General features: G+C 34.8%; 1 pseudogene. It reads right to left on the bottom strand.

Annotation, left to right across the window (positions count from 1 at the left end):
- Window positions 1–6: 6 nt before the first annotated feature.
- Window positions 7–244 (bottom strand): annotated as a pseudogene (locus tag CWC04_RS19285) (cell division protein ZapC domain-containing protein); the annotation flags it as partial.

Genomic DNA, 244 nt, shown 5'->3' with positions numbered 1-244 from the left:
GATTTAATGAAATATTACAGCGCTGGCAGTGAGCGCAATTTGGCAAATATGTGCAGGCATATACAGCTCAAAACCATCTAAGTAGTTATATACCTGTTCATAAAAAGCAGCATCATCTAAGCTAAAACGCGGGTTTTCAAATACCCAGTCAGTTAGTTGTCTTAATTTAAACGGTGTACATAATTCTAAACAGAGATTTAAAACAAGTAGTAATCGGTTTTTATTTGCACAATCATACCACTGA

It is taken from the genome of Pseudoalteromonas sp. S2893, assembly GCF_005887105.1.
Classification (GTDB): domain Bacteria; phylum Pseudomonadota; class Gammaproteobacteria; order Enterobacterales; family Alteromonadaceae; genus Pseudoalteromonas; species Pseudoalteromonas atlantica.
The sequence above is the reverse complement of the archived record's forward strand: the minus strand, read 5'-3'. Positions and strand labels throughout refer to the sequence as shown.